The organism is Pseudomonas sp. NFACC51 (genome assembly GCF_900103575.1).
Lineage (GTDB): Bacteria > Pseudomonadota > Gammaproteobacteria > Pseudomonadales > Pseudomonadaceae > Aquipseudomonas > Aquipseudomonas fluorescens_Q.
The window spans coordinates 110,949-128,965 of record NZ_FMXH01000017.1; the positions used below are offsets into that span (position 1 = coordinate 110,949).

Sequence of the window (18,017 nt, forward strand, 5' to 3'; positions counted from 1 at the left end):
GGCCACTAAACTGACTTCATTGGGTCTGCGCCAAGGGAATCGCCATGTCGCTCCGTTCGCCGTTGTATTCCCAGCGCAAGCCGCTCCTGGCCGTGGTGGCGCTGCTGGGTACCGGATTCCTGATCATTGCCTTGCTGGGCTATTACGCAGCCCATGCCTCGGTACGCGATAACATCCTCAAGACACTGTATCTGAACCTGTTGATCGGCATACTCGTGACGCTGGCTGTCCTGGCAATCCTTTATCGGTTGATCAACAGCTACCAACAACGCATCGACGCCCAAGCCACCCTCGACAGCCTGACCGAATTGCCGAATCGCCGTGGCTTCGATCTGCTGGCCGTGCAAGCCCTCCATGAAGCCCAGCGCGAACCCAAACCCTTGACTGCGCTGCTGATGGAACTGGACGATTTCAAGCGGTTGGACACCACCCATGGTCATGTCGCCACCGATCAACTGCTGGCCGGGTTCGCCCGCGACCTGACACAAAACCTGCGGCATTCGGACATCGTGTGTCGCTGGAGCACTGAAGCCTTTGTCGTCCTGCTCAAGGACATCGATGGACAGACCGGTCTGAAGATCGCAGAGAAAATTCGTCAGCACATCGAAAAGCAGCGCTATTTCTGCAGTGGAAAACAATTGCTGGTCACCGTCAGTCTCGGCCTCACCACCTTGCAGGACGAAGACACCTTGCACAGCCTGCTGTCGCGGACCGATCATGCGCTGCAACGCGCCCGGCAGACCGGGCGCAATCGAACCTGCGTGGAAATGCCTCATTCCAGTTATGAATAAACCCGATCTTTGCCCGGCCTGCGGCGGTGCCAATGACTGCACCCTGGCCGACCCACGAACCGCCGACCGCGCCTGCTGGTGTTACGGCGTGAGCATCGACCCGGCCGTGCTTGAAGCATTGCCAGCCGAGCTGCGTGATCAATCCTGCCTGTGCCCACGCTGCGCCCAGGTCCAAGCCCAGTTGCGCGCCAAGCCTCAGCCGATCGCGTAAGATGCCTGCCCTCCGTTGCCTTGCCTGAACTGCCCATGCGCGTCGACCGTTTCCTCAGTAATCTGCCGCGATTCAATCGCCAACAAGTGCGCCTGTTGCTGGTGGAACGCCGGGTGCGGATCGACGGCCAGACCGTCAGCGATCCCCATGCACAAGTCCGCGAATTCAGCCGTGTAGAAGTCGACGACGAAGTGCTGCAAGCAGGCCGGCCAGCGCGCTACTTCATGCTGCACAAGCCGCCCGGCTGTGTCAGTGCAACCCGCGACCCGCAACACCCCACGGCGCTCGACTGGTTGGACGAACCGGACAAGGACGACCTGCACATCGCCGGACGCCTGGATTTCAACACCACCGGGCTGATGCTGATCACCAATGACGGCGCCTGGTCGCGGCGCCTGACCCAACCGCAGACCAAACTGCCCAAGGTCTACTACGTTGAAACCGAGCAAATCATCACGGCCGAATACGCCGACACTTTCGCCCGGGGCCTGTACTTTGCCTTCGAAGACCTCACCACCCAACCTGCTGAGCTGACGCTGCTGGGGCCCAGATCGGCGCGCTTGAGCATCGTTGAAGGGCGCTATCACCAGGTCAAGCGCATGTTTGGCCACTTCAACAACAAGGTGCTGCGCCTGCACCGCGAGCGCATGGGCCCACTGACACTGGACGCCCGTCTCGAGCCGGGCCAGTACCGCGCCTTGAGCCTTGAAGAAGTCCATCTCATCTGAACCTGCTACCGCTGGGCAGAAGTGTCGAACAATTTTCCGATAGGTACTTGCGCAACGCTCGCCCCCCTGCTTGAATCAAACCGTCGGCCGAAATGTGACCGATGAGTCACAACATACTTCCAAGAAACTTTTTGCCGGCTGGAACCCTCAGGTTCCGCCTTGTCCCGCCGGCGAACTGCCCGCCTATAACAACACCCGTCGACCTTTTTTTTGGATCGACATGGGCCTTATCTTCCAGGCGTATGCCTACCTGTCACATTGCCCGTGCAATCTCATTGCGCGCATACCCGCTTGCCAGGAGTCTTATGACATGAGGCCAGAAATCGCTGTGCTGGATATACAGGGTCAGTATCGGGTTTACACGGAGTTCTATCGCGCAGACGCCGCACAAAAGACCATCATCCTGGTCAACGGCTCAATGGCCACCACCGCGTCGTTTGCACAGACCGCCAAAAACCTCTACCCGCAATTCAATGTTGTGCTGTACGACCAACCCTACGCGGGCAAGTCCAAAGCCCACAACCGGCATGAGACCATGCTGACGAAAGAGGTCGAAGGCCAGATCCTCCTGGAACTGATCGACCACTTCGCCGCCGAGCACGTGCTGTCGTTTTCCTGGGGCGGCGCCGCCACACTGACCGCCCTGGCCCAGCGCCCACGGCGCATCGAAAAAGCCGTGATCAGCTCGTTCTCACCGGTACTCAATGCGCCGATGCGTGACTACCTGGAGCGCGGCGTGGATTACCTGAGCAGCCTGGACGGCGACCGTGTCGGACACTTGGTCAACAGCACCATCGGCAAACACTTGCCGCCGTTGTTCAAGCGTTTCAACTATCGCCACGTCAGCAGCCTGGCCGAGCACGAATACGGGCAGATGCACTTCCACATCAGCGATGTGCTTCACAGCGACCAGTTGTGCTACGTCAACGCGGCGAAAAAAATCAACGTGCCGGTGCTGTTCCTGAACGGCGAATGGGACGAATACACCGCGGCCGACGACGCCAGGCTTTTTGCCGATCATGTGCAGTACAGCAGCTTCAGCACACTGCAAGCCACCGGGCACTTCCTGGACATGGAACACAAGGCCGCCTGCCGCGACAGCCGCAACGCCCTGTTGGACTTCCTGAAACCGGCCCACCACGAAAGTCGACCACGCTACAACTACGTGCAGGACTATCATGCACTGGCTATCTGAAACCGAGTCCTCGCGAGCAAGCCCCGCCCTACGCTTCTGGCAACGGGGCTTGCCCGCGAACGACCGCTCTGGTTTGAGGCTTGCGTAGACGGGTGACCTCGCCGTACGTAAAGAAAAACTTCAAATCCTCGGCCACATCTGGTACAAAGTCAGCCGCTCTGAGCGGGTGTCGTATAATGGCATTACTCCAGCTTCCCAAGCTGATAACGAGGGTTCGATTCCCTTCACCCGCTCCAATCGAATTCTGGTCCCGCGTTGTATATTTTTTGGCGAGGGATTAAAAAAAACCGGCTCATGGTGGCCGGTTTTTTTATGGCTGATGTTTGGGGAAGTGTGAGGTGATCTCCGAGCGTAGATAGATGGCTCCCCATCTCCGTCCAAAATAATACGCCCCCATTTCCACATCCTCGACGTTATCGAGAAAGCACCCTCTTGCAAGCCGAAGACGCCTTGAGCCGGCTACCGCCACGGCATCGCCGAAAAAAGGTATCTCAGCGATAGAGCATCAAACATGCTTAGCGACAAAAGCGACGACGACAAACACGGTCAGAGCGAACGCTGCACCGATGCTGAACGGCAACCACGTAACGCGGAATGTGGTCGGGGCCGGGCGCCTCATTTCTTCTGCCAAAGCCTCTACCTCTCGATGCAATTGCTCAATGCTTGCTTGATGACTTCGATGTGTGGACATGTCATTTCTCCTCCGAGGTCGCGGGGCCCTGTCTGTCCATCAACAGCATCTGATCCCTGGGTCTGGAGAATCAGCGCAATTAAAATATCGTATGGCTACCATGAAGATTTGTAGGCAAAATCCGAAAACTGCGTAGGGGGTGCGCTTACCTTACTTTTTGGCGAGTTTTCGCCTTGTCGCCCTTGTCCTTCGATGGCTACTCTCCAGACGTCGCTGCAAATCAGCGATCGGGCTTGGGAACCCGTGAGTCATGCAACCGCGCTTCACGGGAGCTAGACAATGCGTACCTCGCAGCAAAACAGATCATTTTTAAACCAGCCAAATCTCAGGCCTCGAATTTACTGCTTCTCGATCAACGGAGGCAGACCATGAACGAAAACACTGAGCTCAAAACCATCGGCTACACCCCCTTCAACTATTCCGCTGATCGAGCACTGTTCCGAGTCAACGGCGGCGTCCCTATCCAAGAGGCATTGGAACGGGCGTCGGATCTTTTGCATCTCGCCCACCGGCTTGCCGAAGACGCGGCGTTTGAGAAGAGCACCGACCGCTACGCCTGGGCTGCGCATTTTTTGTTGGAGATGAGCAAGGCAGTAATTGATGACGTTGTGAAAGTCATTACGCCTAGATCGGAAGTTGAAGTTAGAAAAAAAGCCGAGAAACAATAGATAGACCGTACGTTTGAGAATGGGAGCCGCAAGACTCCCACCTAACGACAAACCAAAAAGCCCCGGCGGTTTTTCGCAGCGGGGCTTTTTGTATCTTGGCTGCCTACTTGTGTTGCTCAGCCCCCAGGCAAATGCCCCAACGGCAACGCCCCCGGCGTCTTCACCGTATGAATCGCAAAATTGCTCCGGATGTCACTCACCCCCGGCAACTTCAGCAGCCGCCCGGTGAGGAACCGGTCGTAGGCCCGCAGATCCGGCACCACCACTTGCAACAGAAAATCCGATTCGCCTGAGACCAGGAACGCCGAGATCACCTCCGGCAACGCCGTGACCGCCTGGCGAAACGCTTCGGCTTGTTCGTCGTTGTGTCGTTCGACCTTCACGCCGACAAAGATCGTCAGCCCGAGGCCCACTTCGTCGCGATCCAGAATGGCTTGATAACCACGAATCACACCGGCGTCTTCGAGCATCCGCACGCGGCGCAGGCAGGGTGACGGGGACAGGCCAATTTCTTCGGCCAGTTGCACATTGCTCAGCCGACCGTCACGTTGCAGCGCGGCGAGGATTTTGCGGTCGAAGGCATCCAGTTTCATGAATTGGCATTTCCCGATTAAATAACACGAGTACATGGCAGGTTATGCCAACTTCCTGAGCTTTAGAAGCTGACTTCGCAACCACCTGCCCTGCCCTTCGGCCCTAGACTGACACGACCGAATCGTCGATGAAGGGGGATGTGGCATGGCAGAGCTCTGGTTGTTCCTGATGGCCTTGATGGTGGTGTATGTGCTGCCTGGGCCGGACATGATCCTGCTGCTGCAAACCGGTGCCCGCCAGGGCAAGGGCGCGGCGCTGGCGACGGCGGTGGGCCTGGGGGTTGCCCGGGGATGTCATGTCGCGCTGGCCGCATTGGGGCTTTCGGCATTGTTCAAGACCGCGCCCTGGACGTTTGATGCGGTGCGCCTGGCCGGGGCTGCCTACCTGTTATGGATCGGTTTTCAATGCCTGCGGACCACGTTGTTGCCGAGTTTTGAAGGAGCCGGTATCGAGGCCGGAAAACGGCGTTGGTACCAGGCGATTCGGCGCGGTCTGCTGACCAATCTGCTCAACCCCAAGGCATTGTTGTTTTGCTCGGTGTTGTTGCCGCAATTCATCGATCCACAGGGCGGGCCGGTGCTGGGGCAGTTTGCGGCCCTGGGTGTGATGTTGGTCAGCGTGGGTTTGTTGTTCGATAGCGCCTACGCGCTGGTAGGTGTCGCGCTTGGGCGCTGGCTTCAACGCTCGCCTTCGGCCCAGCGTGTTCAGCAATGGTTGTTTGGGAGTCTTTTGATTGGGTTTGCGGTGCGGCTGACGTTTGTGCAGCAGGCCTAGTGCCTGTGGATAAGCTGGTCGGACGGACACCTGGAGCGAGGCGAACTGGGCTGAAACCGGGGGCTGCTACGCAGCCCAGCGGGAGCAAGCTCCCTCGCCACGTGGCATTATTCGGCGGTAACAAATACCGAATCATTCTGGCGATCGACTATCAGCGCCAACTCGGTTTTGTCCGGTTCGTCGGAACCCATGCCCAGTACGACCAAATCAATGCGGAGACCGTATGATGAACATCAAACCCATTCGCAACCAAGATGATCTGAATGCAGCCTTTGCGCGCATCGAGCAACTCTGGGGTGCTGACGTCGATTCGGCTGAAGGCGATGAGCTGGAAATCCTTGCCTTGCTGATCGAAAAATATGAGGACGAGCACTACCCAATGCCGCCTTCCGATCCAATTGAGGCCATCAAATTCCGGATGGATCAGCAAGGCTTGACCGCGCGCGACTTGGAACCGTTCCTCGGTTCGAGCGGGCGTGTATCTGAAGTGCTGAACCGCAAACGCAAACTGAGTCTGGCGATGATTAAACGCCTTCACGATGGATTGCGAATCCCTTATGAGAGCCTTTTGGCGGACGTTGCCTAACACGTGACGGCATCGACCAACCCCACCAACATCTCAAATAGAACCGGTCCATCGTGACCGGTTTTTGAGGTCCTCGTTTTAGTCACTACCACCCTCATCACATCCCGAAATAACTCACTCCCTCTCCCCCGCAGTCCTTACCGGGCGCGGCTTCTACACTTCGAAGCAACCCACTCAGCCACCCGCCAGTGTCGTCGCTGGTGGTTATAGTGTTGATCATTAAATTTCAGTAGGTATAGTACCCACCAAGCACACCACACGGAGGTGTTGTGAATAGCCGATTCTTGATAAGCCAAATCATTGCAGACGGTTGGTATCTGGTGCGGGTTCGGGGCAGCCACCATCACTTCAAGCACCCGACCAAGCCGGGATTGGTCACGGTTCCTCATCCGAAGAAGGACCTGCTCAAGAAAACGGCCATCAGTATTTTGCAACAGGCGCTGCTTCAGCCGCCCCGTTGCCCTGCGTTCCCGGAGGACGATGAATATGCTTTACCCGATTGCGATTTCCATGGGCGATGACAAGCACGCCTGGGGTGTTGAAGTGCCGGATATTCCCGGATGTTTTTCCGCAGGCGATGACCTGGACGAGGCCATGGCGATGGCGCGTGAGGCCATTGAGGGACACTTCGAGATTTTGGCCGAGGACGGTTCGGCGATTCCGCCAGCCAACACCGTCACCCTGCATGCAGCTAATCCAAAGTATGCCGGCTGCACTTGGGCGCTGGTGGACATCGATGTCACTAAGTACCTGGGCAAGGCGCAGAAACTCAACATCACGTTGCCCGGTTATCTGCTGAATCGCATTGATGAATATGTGTTGCACCATCCTGAAGAGAAGAGCCGGTCAGGGTTCCTCGCTTCTGCCGCTCTCAAGGTATTGCAGCAAGGGCGGTGAACGTTTGTGGGAGCGAGCTCGCTCCCACAGGGGTTTGCAATCGCCCCTCCGATGGCTGCGGGCCGTCTATTTTTTCTCAGCCCCGGACTCCTGCATCTGCACCGAAGACTTGGTGCCGTCGGTGTTGTCCTTGGTCTCGTTATCCGAGTTGTCGAAACAGCCTTGCAGAGTGAACAAGCAGCAGGCAAGGCAAAAAGTGCGGGCGAGATTCATGATGTACTCCAATGCCGAGGGCTTTCAGCAGTGACCTGCGAGAGCGGCAATGGTTGCGACTGTCATCGTGCCGAACGATGAACGTCGACGGATGTTGGGGACTGAAATGTAAGTAGAATCTTCACCGCCTCGTTGCTGTCACACCAGACAGGTGCATCCAATAAGGAAACACGGCAATGACGTTCGCAAAAATCGCTCAAAAACTGGCCCTCTGGGCGGGGAGCCCCAAGACATTCCTGGGGGCCATCGTATTGTTGGCACTGTGGGCAGCCAGCGGACCTTTCTTCGGTTTCAACGACACCTGGCAATTGATCATCAACACCTCAACCACGATCATTACCTTCCTCATGGTGTTCCTGATTCAGAACACGCAGAACCGCGATACAGACATCTTGCACCTGAAGATCGATGAACTGTTGAGAGCGACCAAGGAGGCACAAAACGCAATGCTCGGACTCGAATCCCTGGACCTCAAGCAACTGGAGGCGCTGAGGAAACACTACCAGGCCATGGGCAACGACGAGGTCAGAAGCCTTGAAGGCCTGGAAGCGAAAAGCAAGATCGACCTGAACCAGTGCTGAGAGATGCGCGAGTGGGTGACATGCCCACTCGCGCGGTTCGGCCAAGCGTCAAGGCAGTGGGTTACCGCCCGTCACGCCAAACACTTCCCCAGTGATGTAGCTCGACTCCTGGGATGCCAGCAATACATAGAGCGGCGCGCATTCGGCCGGTTGGCCTGGACGTTTCATCGGCACCTGCACGCCAAAGGAAGGAATCTTCTCCTGCGGTTGGCCGCCACTGGGTTGCAGCACGGTCCAAATCGGTCCCGGTGCCACGGCATTGACCCGGATGCCCTTGCTGATGACTTGTCCGGCCAACGCCTTGGTGAACGCCACGATGGCCGCTTTGGTCGTGGCGTAATCCAACAGCGTCGCGGACGGGTCGTAGGATTGGATCGATGCGGTGTTGATGATGGTCGCCCCCGCCGGCATCAGCGGCACCGCTGCCTTGCAGATCCAGAACATCGCATAGATGTTGGTTTTCATGGTGTCGTCGAATTGCGCAGTGGTGATGTCGGCAATGTCTTTTTGCGCTTCCTGCTTGCCGGCAACGTTCACCACAATATCCAGGCCGCCCAATTGCTCGTGGGCACTCTTGACCAATTGCACGCAAAAGGTTTCGTCCTTGAGGTCGCCGGGAATCGCAATCGCCTTGCGGCCTTCGGCTTCGATCAGCTCGATGACTTGCCGCGCATCCCGCTCTTCGCTGGGCAAGTAGTTGATCGCGACATCCGCGCCCTCGCGGGCATAGGCGATGGCGGCGGCACGACCGATGCCTGAGTCACCACCGGTGACCAGGGCCTTGCGCCCTTCCAGACGCCCGAAGCCCTGGTAACTGTTTTCACCATGATCGGGCTTGGGCACCATGTCCTGGTCAATGCCCGGTGGCGACTGCGGCTGGTCGGGAAAGGGTGGGCGCGGATATTGGGTCAGTGGGTTCTGCATCGCGTATTGGTTGGGCTCTCGGCGTGTGGACATCGAGGTTCTCCTTTTCGGCGGGCAAAAACAGCCGGGACGCTGACGCCCCGGTCCTGAATGCAAAAGCAGATGCGGCAGATCAACGGCTGGCTTGCAGCGCCCTGGCCATTTCAAGATGGGTCTGCAATTTAGGCAGGGTTTCATCGGCAAACGCCTTGATCTCCGGCACTTCGGTGGTCTGGGCCTGCTGCTGGATCTGCGCGATGGCCTCCTCGGTGGCCTTGACCTGGGTGGCGGCATACGCAGCCTCGAACGACTCGCCTTCCTTGACCTGCGGCATCAGGGCCTTGGCCTTGTCAGCCACCTCCTCCCGGGGGGCGACAGGCAAGTCGAGCTTCTTGGCGATCTTCGCCAAGTGTTGATTGGCCGTGGTGCGGTCGTTGATCACCATGATGGTGTAGTCCTTGACCTCCCTGGATTCGGCTTTTCCGTGGGCCATGCGACTTGTCTCGATGTCGGCCATGCCTTTGGCGGAAGCATCGTTGATGAATTCGGCAGGCGATTGGGCCCAGGCACTGTTGGCGCCCAGGCCCATCAACACGACAACACTGGTGGTGCGAAAAAAACTGGCCATACGGCTCATGATCGCGCCCTCCTCTGATGAAAGTTCTGGCGGTTTATCCACCGTTGAATCAGAACCAGCCATGAATACAGCGAAACGTGCGACCCGGCTTTCGACGGTTTCTATCGACGCTCGTGATGGTGGTTCTCCCACTTCTGCGACCCGCTTCGGACACCTTCGTTCGATCATGAGCAATGTTTGCCAGATAAATACCGCTTGAACCGGGCATGGTCCGGCCCCCCCTATTCGTGGATGCAGGGCGCGCAGCCCCCTTCTTATATTCGAATTGGATACGGGTTGAAGGTTTGAGAAAGGTGCTCGTGCCACGACGAACGGTGGCGTGTTTTCAGATGCCGAACGCCCTGTGATTCTGGCGTTTGGCGGCATACATCGCCTCGTCGGCGTGGCGGAACAGGGCAACATCTTCAGTGCCATGGTCGGGGAAACAGGCCACGCCGATGCTCGGTTCGATGCTTAGGCAGTGCCCGTCCAGGCGCAGTGGCTGGGCCAATGCATGGCGGATTTTTTCCTGCACGCGTTGGGCATCCGCCAAGGCCTGGATGCTGTGCAGCAGCACCACGAACTCGTCCCCACCAATACGTGCCACGGTGTCGGTGTCGCGGATACAGCCCTTGAGACGATTGGCCACCGCTTGTAACAGCATGTCGCCAACCCCGTGGCCATAGGTGTCGTTGATCTGCTTGAAACGGTCCAGGTCGATGTACAGCAAGGCCATGCGCCCGGACGCCGCGCGAGCGGTCGCCAATGCACACTTGAACCGTTCACGGAGTAATTCGCGGTTGGGCACCTGGGTCAATTGATCGTACTGAGCCATGTGCTGCAACCGGGCGTGCAACTGCTTGCGCTCGATGGCGACGGTGATCTGTGCGCAGACGTATTGCAGCAGTTCCTTGTCCTGCTCGGTGTAGCGCTCGTTGTGCGGCGCACTCTTGACGATCAGCGCGCCAATCGTACCGCTCTGCGAGTTCAGCGGCACGCCCAGCCAACACGGCGCATCCGGCCGCGCTACAAGGTCATCGAACCCCGGCGGCAAGTCGTTACAACCAGGCGTCAGCAGGATCGGCTGGCCGCTGCGAATCACCTCGGCGCACAAACGTCCGGTGACCGTGCCCGGCAATTCGGGCTGCCCTTCCCGGTCGTCGACGTGATAAGGGAAGTTCAGTTGCGAACATTGTTCGTCGTACAGCGCCACCGAGAAATTCAGCGCCGGCAGCCACTCGCCAATAATCAGGTGGATGCGCTTGAACAGCGCCAGCAGGTCTGCCGCGGCATGGGCCGCCTCGGAAATCGCATACAACGCCGCCTGTCGGGACTCGGCCTGCTTGCGTTCGGTGATGTCTCGGGCCACGGCAATGCGCAGCTGGTCCGCCGGCGACCAGCGCGCCGACCACAGGATGTGCACCACCCGCCCGTCCTTGCGCACGTAGCGGTTCTCGAAATTGAGCTTGGGCTCGCCGTCCATGATCTCCCGCGCCGCCTCAAGGGTCCGCTGGCGGTCGGCGGGATGCACCAGGTCGATCATTAGCTGGCCGATCAGTTCCTGCGGCGTGTAGCCAAAGATCTGTTCGCAGGCAGCACTGACGAACACGAAACGCCCTTGGCCGTCGACGGCACACACGGCGTCCAGCAGAAGATCGATGTAGCTGGCCAGCGGCGCGGAACTTCGAGTGTCCATGGGGCTGGAGGTCATCCGGATAATGCAGCGGTGAGCGAAGCGGGTGATCGTCAGTTCGTGACGCCGATACAACGAGCGAGAACGACTCGCCCCCTGTAGCGATGAGGATAGCGCAGGGGATCAGACTGTAGAGGATGAGCCTCGATATCGGGGCGAACATTCACACAAACGATGGAGACCAACGGGACTGGCCACACTTCAAGGACGATGTAGTATGTTGTATTACAAACCACTACATCGAGATCATCATGTCCATCATGTCATTGCGCTTGCCCGATGATGTCGCCGAAACCCTGGCGGTATTGGCCAAGGCTACCGGGCGCAGCAAATCATTCCTGGCCGTCGATGCGCTACGCGAATACCTAGCCCGTGAAGCCTGGCAGATCAAGGAAATCCAAGAAGCCTTGCATGAGGCAGATGCAGGTGACTTCGCGAGTCCCGAGGATGTCAGCACGATTGCCGAAAAATGGATGAACAATGCAGGTTGAGTGGCTGCGTACTGCCCTCAAGAATCTGGACGACGAAGCCGCTTATATTGCGCTGGACAATCCAAAAGCAGCAGCGCACTTCGTCAAGGCAATCCTCATGAGCGTCGAGCAACTTGCTCAATTCCCTGCGTCCGGTCGTGAAGGCCGCCTGGCTGGCACCCGTGAATGGGTTGTCCCCGACCGCCCATACCTGATTCCCTATCGCGTTCGCCACGGACGTGTGCAAATCCTGCGACTGTTCCATATGCGACGATTGCCAACGCCTGGTAGGTGCAGCCACTCGCTTCAACGCAACCCCGTCATTCCGTAAAAAACGCCATACCGGCATACGGTGCCTGCCGACAAGCCTTCAACCGCGACGCCAGGTCGCCCACATGCACTTCAAGCTTGTGCCCGTCCGGGTCGAGAAAGTAGAACGAATCACCCTCGCTGCGGTTGTCGCGCCATGATGACACCTGGGCCGCGTTCAGCCGCGCCACCAGTTCCGGGAAATCCTCGGCAGTGATGGTGAAAGCGTAATGGGTGTAGTCCCCCGCCGGCTGGGGCCGGCGCAATGGGTCGAAAGCCAGGCACAACCACAAACCCGGCAGCGACAAATAGGCCCCGCGGTCCCACTTGGCTTCGAGACGCAACTGTAATAGCTCGCCATAAAAACCCACGCTGCGATCCAGGTCGGTGACGGCAAGGGTCAGATGATTGAAGCCTGAGAGCATCAGCAAACCACCTTCAGAAAAGAGTGATAACCCAGTGGGCGTGGGGCGAACCCAGGGTACTTCCAAGCTCCGACATCGCCGACGGATTCCCCGTCCAAGGCCCTAGGCAAAGTCCTACGCAGAACTCTCCAGTGACACTCAAACACGCCAGAAACAGCCGATTCAAAGCCCTGCACAACAATCTGTAAAGTCTGGAAACACACCGCTATCGAAACACCCCACGGACAGCACCATTCACCAAGGAATGTAATCGCACCATGAACCAGACCGCTCAAGCACCCCATCACTTCACCCACTACCGCAAGGTGATTTCCCTGGCAGACCAGAACTGGCAGGGCACCGAGGCCGGAAAGGTCTCAGGGCTGAATGTCGAGGTCAAGACACCCAATGTGCTGGTCGACCAATACGGTCGTACCTTTCATCATTTCTGTACCACGTCCTACCTGGGCCTGGACTATCACCCCGCATTGCTGGACGGCGCCATGACGGCCCTGTGGGAAACCGGGACCCTGCGGGTCGCCAACTCAAGGAATCGCTGCAAACTGGCGATCCTGGACCAGTACGAAACCCAATTGTCGGAGCTGTTTGGCGCCAGTTGCCTCAGTGCCCTGTCGTGCAGTGCGGCAAGCGCCGGAATCCTGCCGCTGCTGGCCAGCGGTGCATTCACCAACCATTGTTCGCCGGTCATGGTGTTTGACAAACACGCCCATTACTCGATGAACCACAGCAAGGCCGCCTGTGCCGATGAAACCCAGGTCGTCACGTGCCCGCACAACGACATGGACTTCATCGAAGACCTGTGCAAACGCCAGCGCTGCGTGGCGTACGTGGCCGACAGCGCCTACAGCATGGGCGGATTGGCGGACCTGGACAGCCTGATGTATCTCAAGCAACGCTATGGCCTGTTTCTTTATCTGGATGACTCCCACGCGCTGTCTGCGGTCGGGGAGTCCGGCGCAGGCCTGGTCCGTTCGCGCGTCCCGGCCGTGGATGAACGCACCCTGATCGTTGCGTCCTTGGCCAAGTCATTCGGGGCCAGTGGCGGGATGGTCATGTTTGGTAGCGAGCGGCACAAAGCGCTGGTGCAGCGTTACGGTGGGCCGAGCAATTGGTCCCAGAGCCTGAACGCAGCGGCCATCGGCGCCGGTATGGCGTCGATACGCCTGCACCGCAGTCGAGAATTCAGCGCCCTGCAGGAACGTTTGCAAGCTAATATCCGCTTCTTCGACAGCCTCGTGCGCACTGAACAGCGTGGCAATCCCATGGCAATCCGCATGGTGCCCTGCGGTGAAGCAGCCCTGGCCAACAGCCTGGCCGTCGAACTGGCCGAACTGGGGTATTTCACTTCAGCGGTCTTTTTTCCCGTGGTGCCGCAAGGCAAAGCCGCCATTCGCATCACCCTGCGCGCCGACATGGAGCCGAACGTGATTCGCTCGTTTTGCGAAAAGATCACCGAACTGCTGCTGACCCACGGGCGTGACATCCGCCCTTGAGACAGGACGCTCGATGAAGAACCGTACAACCCTGATCGTCACTTGCACTACCGTTTTCCTGGCCCAACTGGGCATGAGCATCTACTTGCCGGCCCTGCCCGATATCGCCCGGGACCTGGGCGCCGATGCGTCCCGGGTTTCCTGGGGCTTGTCGGTGTACCTGATCGGCATGGCGCTGCCCATGTTGCTGTGGGGCAGCCTGAGCCAACGGCTGGGGCGCAAGCCGGTCTTGCTGGCGGCCTTGGGGTTGTACGGCTTGGGCAACCTGGCCCTGCCGCTGGGCACAACCGTGGAGGCGTTCCTGACGCTCAGGTTGATCCAGGGCATCGGTGCCAGCGGTATCTCGGTGATGGCGCGGGTACTGATTCGGGACAGTTTCAGCGGCGACCTGTTGGCCAAGGCACTGTCATGGATATCGATCGCCTTTGTGATTGCCCTCGGTATCGGCCAGTACCTGGGCTCGCTGATCCAGGCCGTTTTCGGCTGGGAAGCGATTTTCCAAGGCTTGGGCGCCGTCAGCCTGGCCATGGCAGCGGCGGTGTCCCGGGCCAGGTTCCCGGTGCTGGTGCAAACCGGCAACGGGCAATCGGCGTGGGGCATCTACGGGCACATCCTGCGACAACCCGCGTTCATGCTGCCGGCCTTGGCCGGTGGGCTGGGTTACGGCGTGATCGTCGCCTTCAACACCGCCGCGCCACTGATCCTGCAGGAGAGCTTCCACTGGTCACCCATTGAATACGGCCTGCTGGGCTGGCCGGTCAGTGCGGCGTACTTGCTTGGGGCGCTGGTGGTGAATGCTTTTGTATTGCGTACCGGTCAACGGCGAATGATGGGCTGGGGCATTGCCCTGGTGCTGGGCGGGAGCATGAGCATGCTGGCAGGCAGCCTCACCTTGAGCAGTATTGCGCTGCTCTTCTGGCTGCCGTATTGCTTCGCGGTGTTTGGCCAGTCGTTGATCTACCCCATCAGCCTGTCCCTGGCCAACGAAGGCTCACCGGTGGCCGGCGCCTATGCCATGGCGTTGAGTGGGTTCCTGCACCAACTGATGGCCTCGGTGATCGGTGCCATGGCCAGCCTGTTGTTGAGCCAACAGGCCTGGCCGCTGGCGGCGTTATGCGCACTGTTGGGGGCGGCGGCGATGCTCTGTGTGAAGTTCGTGCCACCCCGGGTCGCTTAGGCTTTGTACGAAAAGTGCCTGCGCGACGATCATGCTGCGTTGAAAACAGGCTCGGAATGCTCATTGACAACCAGTCAACTCCGCTTCCTCGCCTGTTTTCGCCTTGCCTGATCGCCGCTCGGCGACTTTTCATACAAAGCCTAGAACGCGCTGCGGAAAATCTCTTCGATCTGCCGCTGGTCCGCCGCCCGTGGGTTGGTCAGGCCGCAGGCGTCTTTCAAGGCGTTGGCGGCCAGCACCGGTACGTCGTTGAGGCGTACGCCCAGGTCACGCAAACCGGCCGGAATGTCCACGTCAAGGGCCAGTTTGCGGATCGCCGCAATGGCGTCCCGGGCTCCCTCTTCCGGGCTGAAACCGCGTGTATCGGCGCCCATGGCATGGGCCACGTCGGTCAGGCGAACGGCGCATACCGAAGCATTGAAGCTCTGCACATGAGGCAACAGCACCGCGTTGCATACACCATGAGGCAGGTCGTAGAAGCCACCCAACTGGTGCGCCATCGCGTGCACGAAACCCAGCGATGCATTGTTGAACGCCATCCCCGCGAGAAACTGCGCGTAGGCCATGTTCTCCCGCGCGGTCAGGTCATTGCCGTCACGCACGGCCAGGCGCAGGTTGTTGCTGATCAGGGTGATGGCCTTCAGGGCGCAGGCATCGGTGATGGGGGTAGCGGCGGTGGAGACATAAGCCTCGATCGCGTGGGTCAGTGCATCCATGCCGGTGGCGGCTGTCAGGCCCTTGGGCATCGCCACCATCAGCGCCGGGTCGTTCACCGACATCAATGGGGTGACATTGCGATCGACAATCGCCATTTTCACGTGGCGTGTCTCGTCGGTGATGATGCAGAAACGGGTCATTTCACTGGCGGTGCCCGCCGTGGTGTTGATGGCGATCAGCGGCAACTGCGGCTTGCTCGAACGGTCGACGCCTTCATAGTCGCGAATCTGCCCGCCGTTGGTGGCACACAGGGCAATGCCCTTGGCGCAGTCGTGGGGCGAACCGCCACCCAGCGACACGACGAAATCACACTGGCTCTCCTTCAGCAGCCCCAGCCCGAGCTCGACGTTGGCGATGCTTGGGTTGGGCTTGGCGCCGTCGAAAATGACCGAGTCGACGTCCTGTATCGCCAACAATTCGGCCACCTTGGTGGCGACGCCGGCCTTGGCCAGCCCCACGTCGGTGACGATCAGGGCTTTGCGAAAGCCGTAGTTGCGGATAGCGGTCATCGCTTCATCGAGGCAGCCCAGCCCCATGATGTTCACGGCGGGAATGAAAAAAGTGCTGCTCATGGGGTCACGCTCCTGGTTGAGGCCGGATCGGCAGGGCCTACAGAATGACCGACTAGTCATGACGCATCTTGATCTGGCTCAAGACTGGGTCGTGATAAAGTCGCGCCCTGCCTTTGCCACGTTTTGAGATGATCCTTGCGATGACCGATTTCCAGGAATACGACACCCGGCTCGAAGACTGGGAGGCCTTGCGCGCCGACACCGCCTTCAGCGGCCTGTTGGTGGGCAACGGGGCCAGCCGCGCAGTGTGGGATGATTTCGGCTATGACTCGCTGTTCGAAAATGCCCGCACCGTCGAGGAGAAACCCCTGAGCCCGTCGGAGCTGAGCGTGTTCGATGCGATGCAGACGCGCAGTTTCGAGCAGGTACTCGCTGCGCTTAAAACCACCAGTCGGGTCAACAAGGCCCTGGCCGTCAGCTCCGCCGCGCCGCGCAATCGCTATTACGCGATCAAGGAAGCACTGATCAACACTGTGCATGCGGTGCACATCCCATGGCGCCTGGTGCAACCCTCGACCCTGGCGACGCTCAACCAGGAGCTGAGCCGCTACCGCACGGTGTTCACCACCAACTACGACCTGCTCAACCATTGGGCGATCCAGCAGGCGCCCGAGAGCATCAGCGACCTGTTCTTCGGCGATGATCACAATTTCGACCTGAGCCAGGCGACCACCGACAAACCACGCCTGTTGTACCTGCACGGCGGCCTGCACCTGGTGCGCAACCAGGACGGCACGGCGCGCAAGCTCACCTCCACCGAAGGCACCTTGCTGGGCAGTTTCGCCATCAACAACACGATCAAGACCCTCGACGACGTGCCGTTGTTCGTCAACGAAGGCCCAAGCCAGGACAAGCTCAAGACCATCCGCAGCAGCGATTACCTGTCGTTCTGCTACGACCAGTTGCTGCAGCACGGCGACAACCTGTGCCTGTTCGGCCATGCCCTGGGCGAGCAGGACAAGCACATCGTGCAAGCCCTGCGCCTGGCCGCACCGAAGACCGTGGCGATTTCGATCTATCCCCGTAGCCAGGCGTTCATCCAGCATCAGAAGCGGCATTACGCCAAGGTGTTCCAGGGGCTGGAGGTGCAATTGCGCTTCTTCGATGCAAAGAGCCACCCGCTGGGCGATCCGAAGCTGTCGGTGCCGGTGGAGGTTTAACCAGAGCTGGCATGACCTGGAAACCCGACGTCAGTGAATGGTGGCGAGGGAGCTTGCTCCCGCTGGACTGCGAAGCAGTCCCATCGTGCAAATGACGGCTGCTTCGCAGCCGAGCGGGAGCAAGCTCCCTCGCCACAGGACGCTCGCTGCCACAGGGATGAATTCAGAGCGCCGCCACGGTCTTGTCCTTGATCACCGTCGTCGGTCCGTTGGCCTTGACGCTGGCAATGCCTTTGTCCCGGGCCGCATCCGATGAATAAGCTTCACTGCTGCCAATCACTTCATGGTTGGCCGCTTTGAGGTTGAAGTACGGATGGCCGTCCTTGGTGTTCTTGAGTTCATAGCGCTCGGCCAACGGACTGTTTTTCTGCACCGAAGCAATGCCACCATCGACACCGCTGCGGGTGGTGTACAGCTCACTGGTCAGAATCGTTTCGGCGTTGGCCGCTTTGAGTACAAACCGAAACTGGCCGCTGCTGCTTTTGCTGATTTCGTACCATCCGGACATGATTTTTCTCCTGGCAATGAAGACATGCCCCGAGAGTAAAGACCC

General features: G+C 59.1%; 22 protein-coding genes, 1 tRNA gene and 3 pseudogenes. 17 read left to right on the forward strand and 9 right to left on the reverse strand.

The window, feature by feature from the left end; all coding sequences use genetic code 11:
- Positions 1-173: 173 nt before the first annotated feature.
- From BLT00_RS26340 to BLT00_RS26360, 5 genes and pseudogenes are all read left to right on the forward strand, one after another.
- Positions 174-791: pseudogene (locus tag BLT00_RS26340) on the forward strand (GGDEF domain-containing protein); the annotation flags it as partial.
- Positions 784-1,002, forward strand: a complete 219-nt coding sequence (locus tag BLT00_RS26345; RefSeq protein WP_072347095.1) for a cysteine-rich CWC family protein — start codon at positions 784-786, stop codon at positions 1,000-1,002. The pseudogene BLT00_RS26340 and the gene BLT00_RS26345, both read left to right, overlap by 8 nt.
- Positions 1,003-1,037: 35 nt before the next feature.
- Complete coding sequence (locus tag BLT00_RS26350; RefSeq protein ID WP_092148660.1) at positions 1,038-1,730, forward strand: pseudouridine synthase; 693 nt, start codon at positions 1,038-1,040, stop codon at positions 1,728-1,730.
- 310 nt (positions 1,731-2,040) lie between these two features.
- Positions 2,041-2,925, forward strand: a complete 885-nt coding sequence (locus BLT00_RS26355; RefSeq protein WP_063322554.1) for an alpha/beta fold hydrolase — start codon at positions 2,041-2,043, stop codon at positions 2,923-2,925.
- A 162-nt stretch (positions 2,926-3,087) separates the two neighbouring features.
- Positions 3,088-3,161: transfer RNA gene (locus tag BLT00_RS26360), tRNA-Gly, on the forward strand.
- Positions 3,162-3,430: 269 nt separating this feature from the next.
- Here the strand turns inward: BLT00_RS26360 and BLT00_RS26365 are convergent.
- Complete coding sequence (locus BLT00_RS26365; protein WP_033046215.1) at positions 3,431-3,616, reverse strand: hypothetical protein; 186 nt, start codon at positions 3,614-3,616, stop codon at positions 3,431-3,433.
- Between the two features lie 368 nt (positions 3,617-3,984).
- On the opposite strand from BLT00_RS26365, the gene BLT00_RS26370 reads away from it, so the two are divergent.
- Positions 3,985-4,284: a DUF3077 domain-containing protein gene (locus BLT00_RS26370; RefSeq protein ID WP_092148664.1), complete on the forward strand. Its 300-nt coding sequence runs from the start codon at positions 3,985-3,987 to the stop codon at positions 4,282-4,284.
- A 116-nt stretch (positions 4,285-4,400) separates the two neighbouring features.
- On the opposite strand, the gene BLT00_RS26375 is transcribed toward BLT00_RS26370, so the two are convergent.
- The gene (locus BLT00_RS26375) at positions 4,401-4,877 is read right to left on the reverse strand and encodes an Lrp/AsnC family transcriptional regulator (RefSeq protein ID WP_092148668.1); all 477 of its coding nucleotides are present in this window, start codon (positions 4,875-4,877) and stop codon (positions 4,401-4,403) included.
- Positions 4,878-5,022: 145 nt separating this feature from the next.
- On the opposite strand from BLT00_RS26375, the gene BLT00_RS26380 reads away from it, so the two are divergent.
- The 5 genes and pseudogenes from BLT00_RS26380 to BLT00_RS26400 all read left to right on the forward strand — a co-directional run bounded on the left by BLT00_RS26380 (position 5,023) and on the right by BLT00_RS26400 (position 7,135).
- Positions 5,023-5,652 carry a LysE family translocator gene (locus tag BLT00_RS26380; RefSeq protein ID WP_092148671.1) on the forward strand — a complete coding sequence of 210 codons (630 nt, stop codon included), beginning with the start codon at positions 5,023-5,025 and terminating at the stop codon, positions 5,650-5,652.
- 101 nt (positions 5,653-5,753) lie between these two features.
- Positions 5,754-5,879: pseudogene (locus BLT00_RS26385) on the forward strand (type II toxin-antitoxin system HigB family toxin); the annotation flags it as partial.
- Positions 5,879-6,238, forward strand: a complete 360-nt coding sequence (locus BLT00_RS26390; RefSeq protein WP_092148674.1) for a helix-turn-helix domain-containing protein — start codon at positions 5,879-5,881, stop codon at positions 6,236-6,238. The pseudogene BLT00_RS26385 and the gene BLT00_RS26390, both read left to right, overlap by 1 nt.
- A 269-nt stretch (positions 6,239-6,507) precedes the next feature.
- Positions 6,508-6,684, forward strand: a pseudogene (locus BLT00_RS26395) (type II toxin-antitoxin system HicA family toxin); the annotation flags it as partial.
- A 40-nt stretch (positions 6,685-6,724) separates the two neighbouring features.
- A complete protein-coding gene (locus BLT00_RS26400) occupies positions 6,725-7,135 on the forward strand; it encodes a type II toxin-antitoxin system HicB family antitoxin (protein WP_092148680.1) in 411 nt (136 codons plus the stop codon).
- A gap of 66 nt (positions 7,136-7,201) precedes the next feature.
- Here the strand turns inward: BLT00_RS26400 and BLT00_RS31955 are convergent, their stop codons facing one another.
- Positions 7,202-7,348 (reverse strand): hypothetical protein, encoded by a 147-nt coding sequence (locus tag BLT00_RS31955; RefSeq protein WP_170862029.1) that lies wholly within the window; start codon positions 7,346-7,348, stop codon positions 7,202-7,204.
- A gap of 176 nt (positions 7,349-7,524) precedes the next feature.
- On the opposite strand from BLT00_RS31955, the gene BLT00_RS26405 reads away from it, so the two are divergent.
- The gene (locus BLT00_RS26405; protein ID WP_092148683.1) at positions 7,525-7,929 is read left to right on the forward strand and encodes a low affinity iron permease family protein; all 405 of its coding nucleotides are present in this window, start codon (positions 7,525-7,527) and stop codon (positions 7,927-7,929) included.
- 48 nt (positions 7,930-7,977) lie between these two features.
- Here the strand turns inward: BLT00_RS26405 and BLT00_RS26410 are convergent, their stop codons facing one another.
- From BLT00_RS26410 to BLT00_RS26420, 3 genes are all read right to left on the reverse strand, one after another.
- On the reverse strand, positions 7,978-8,886 hold the full coding sequence (locus tag BLT00_RS26410; protein ID WP_092148686.1) for an SDR family oxidoreductase: 909 nt from the start codon (positions 8,884-8,886) through the stop codon (positions 7,978-7,980).
- A 79-nt stretch (positions 8,887-8,965) separates the two neighbouring features.
- The gene (locus BLT00_RS26415; protein WP_063322561.1) at positions 8,966-9,469 is read right to left on the reverse strand and encodes a DUF4142 domain-containing protein; all 504 of its coding nucleotides are present in this window, start codon (positions 9,467-9,469) and stop codon (positions 8,966-8,968) included.
- Positions 9,470-9,794: 325 nt separating this feature from the next.
- Positions 9,795-11,144, reverse strand: a complete 1,350-nt coding sequence (locus BLT00_RS26420) for a sensor domain-containing protein (protein ID WP_092148689.1) — start codon at positions 11,142-11,144, stop codon at positions 9,795-9,797.
- A gap of 248 nt (positions 11,145-11,392) precedes the next feature.
- Between BLT00_RS26420 and BLT00_RS26425 the strand changes: the two genes are divergently transcribed.
- Both BLT00_RS26425 and BLT00_RS26430 read left to right on the forward strand, forming a co-directional pair.
- Entirely contained in the window at positions 11,393-11,632 is a 240-nt protein-coding gene (locus BLT00_RS26425) for a CopG family ribbon-helix-helix protein (RefSeq protein ID WP_063322563.1), read from the forward strand.
- Positions 11,622-11,942 carry a type II toxin-antitoxin system RelE/ParE family toxin gene (locus BLT00_RS26430; RefSeq protein ID WP_092148692.1) on the forward strand — a complete coding sequence of 107 codons (321 nt, stop codon included), beginning with the start codon at positions 11,622-11,624 and terminating at the stop codon, positions 11,940-11,942. Before BLT00_RS26425 ends, BLT00_RS26430 begins: the two co-directional genes overlap by 11 nt.
- On the opposite strand, the gene fos is transcribed toward BLT00_RS26430, so the two are convergent.
- Positions 11,932-12,345 (reverse strand): fosfomycin resistance glutathione transferase, encoded by a 414-nt coding sequence (gene fos / locus BLT00_RS26435; RefSeq protein ID WP_092148695.1) that lies wholly within the window; start codon positions 12,343-12,345, stop codon positions 11,932-11,934. The genes BLT00_RS26430 and fos overlap by 11 nt on opposite strands.
- A gap of 257 nt (positions 12,346-12,602) precedes the next feature.
- Here fos and BLT00_RS26440 point away from each other — a divergent pair, with 257 nt between their 5' ends.
- Both BLT00_RS26440 and BLT00_RS26445 read left to right on the forward strand, forming a co-directional pair.
- Entirely contained in the window at positions 12,603-13,838 is a 1,236-nt protein-coding gene (locus BLT00_RS26440; RefSeq protein ID WP_063322565.1) for an aminotransferase class I/II-fold pyridoxal phosphate-dependent enzyme, read from the forward strand.
- Between the two features lie 13 nt (positions 13,839-13,851).
- Positions 13,852-15,015 carry an MFS transporter gene (locus BLT00_RS26445; RefSeq protein ID WP_092148698.1) on the forward strand — a complete coding sequence of 388 codons (1,164 nt, stop codon included), beginning with the start codon at positions 13,852-13,854 and terminating at the stop codon, positions 15,013-15,015.
- Positions 15,016-15,155: 140 nt separating this feature from the next.
- On the opposite strand, the gene yiaY is transcribed toward BLT00_RS26445, so the two are convergent.
- Entirely contained in the window at positions 15,156-16,304 is a 1,149-nt protein-coding gene (gene yiaY, locus BLT00_RS26450; RefSeq protein ID WP_063322567.1) for an L-threonine dehydrogenase, read from the reverse strand.
- Between the two features lie 140 nt (positions 16,305-16,444).
- Here yiaY and BLT00_RS26455 point away from each other — a divergent pair, with 140 nt between their 5' ends.
- Positions 16,445-17,464, forward strand: coding sequence for a DUF4917 family protein (locus BLT00_RS26455; protein WP_092148701.1), 1,020 nt, complete (start codon positions 16,445-16,447; stop codon positions 17,462-17,464).
- Between the two features lie 163 nt (positions 17,465-17,627).
- Here the strand turns inward: BLT00_RS26455 and BLT00_RS26460 are convergent, their stop codons facing one another.
- Positions 17,628-17,972: a YegP family protein gene (locus BLT00_RS26460; RefSeq protein WP_057449704.1), complete on the reverse strand. Its 345-nt coding sequence runs from the start codon at positions 17,970-17,972 to the stop codon at positions 17,628-17,630.
- Positions 17,973-18,017 lie beyond the last annotated feature (45 nt).